The organism is Micromonospora sp. 4G55 (assembly GCF_016803375.1).
Genome location: NZ_JAEVHN010000926.1, coordinates 1 through 1,456, shown reverse-complemented (window position 1 = coordinate 1,456; position 1,456 = coordinate 1). Strand labels below are relative to the sequence as shown.

1 protein-coding gene and 1 pseudogene are annotated in these 1,456 nt (G+C 76.1%); both read left to right on the top strand.

Annotated elements, in window-relative coordinates; all coding sequences use genetic code 11:
* The coding region (gene mptB / locus JNW89_RS36210) for a polyprenol phosphomannose-dependent alpha 1,6 mannosyltransferase MptB (RefSeq protein ID WP_238452429.1) at nucleotides 1-1,249 on the top strand (1,249 nt) is incomplete at its 5' end.
* A 14-nt stretch (nucleotides 1,250-1,263) separates the two neighbouring features.
* Nucleotides 1,264-1,456 (top strand): annotated as a pseudogene (locus JNW89_RS36205) (DUF2029 domain-containing protein); the annotation flags it as partial.

Here is a 1,456-nt window from a genome sequence, read left to right as displayed (position 1 = left end):
CTGGCTGGTCGGCACCGCGCTGATGGCGTGGGCCTGGTGGTCGCTGCGCGATCGGGTGCCGTCCGCCCGCTGGGCGCTGGTCACCGCCGGGCTCTGGCTGGTCCCGCTGCTGGTCGCGCCGCCGCTGGGCAGCCGGGACGTCTACGCGTACGCCTGCCAGGGCGCGAGCTACGCGGCCGGGATCAGCCCGTACGAGCAGGGCGTCTCCGCGCTGCCCTGCCCCTGGCTGGACACCATCTCGTACATCTGGCGGGACACCCCCGCGCCGTACGGGCCGCTGTTCGTCATGATCTCCGGCGCGATCGTCAAGGCCACCGGCTCGCTCACCGCCGCCGCCGCGCTGTTTCGGCTGCTGGCGCTGGCCGGGGTGGCGCTGACCGCCTGGTGCCTGCCGGTGGTGGCCCGCCGCTGCGGGGTTCCGGTGCCGCGGGCGCTCTGGCTGGCGCTGGCGTCCCCCCTGGTCGGCGTGCACCTGATCTCCGGCGCGCACAACGACGCGCTGATGGTCGGCCTGATGGTCGCCGGGCTGGCGGTGGTGGCGTCCCGGCCCGGTCGCCGCTGGGCGCTGCTGGCCGGAGGAGTGCTGCTCGGGCTCGCCGCCGCCGTGAAGATCACCGCGTTGGTGGTGGTGCCATTCGCCGCGCTGGCCGCGATGGCCGGGCCGTACCGGATCCGGACGCTGATCCGGGACGGCGGCCCGGTGGTCGGCGGGGCGCTCGCCGCGACGGTCGCGGCGACCCTCGCCTCGGGCCTGGGCTTCGGCTGGATCAGCGGGCTGGAGCAGGGGAGCCTGGTGATCGCCTGGACCTCGCCGTCCACCGCGGTCGGGCAGACCGTCGGGTACGTCGCGGCGCTCTTCGGCGCGCACGTCGACGCGCTGCCGGTGACCAGGGCGATCGGCGTGCTGGTGCTCGCCGTGCTGCTGGTGTGGCTGTGGTGGCGGGCCCGTACCCGAGACCCGCTCTGGCACGCCGGGCTGGCCCTGGCCGCCACGGTGGCCCTGTCCCCGCTCTTCCACCCCTGGTACTGGATCTGGCCGCTGACCGTGCTGGCTGCCACCGCGCGGCGTACCGGATGGTTCTCGCTGGTCGCGCTGGTGTCGTCGTTCCTGGTCCTGGCCGACGGCACCGGGCTGGCCCGGTTCACCAAGATGCCCGGTGCGCCGCTGATGACGCTGTTGGTGATCGTGGTGGCCGTCCGGTTGGTACGGTCGGCTCGGGCGGCCCGCCGGCCGGCCCCCGCAGGCTGAGGAGAGGTTCGCCGGTGACCGACGCCGGGCCAGCGCCCGCCGGCCGGTCCCGGTACGCCCGGTACGCCGGCCTGCTCGGCGCGGTGCTGCTCACCGTCGCCGGGTGGCTGGGCGGGGCGCTGCCCGACATCCCGCCCGCCGGCCCCTGGCGCGCCGGAAACGCCCCCTGGGCGCTGGGCTGCTGGCTGCTCGGCACGGCGCTGCTGG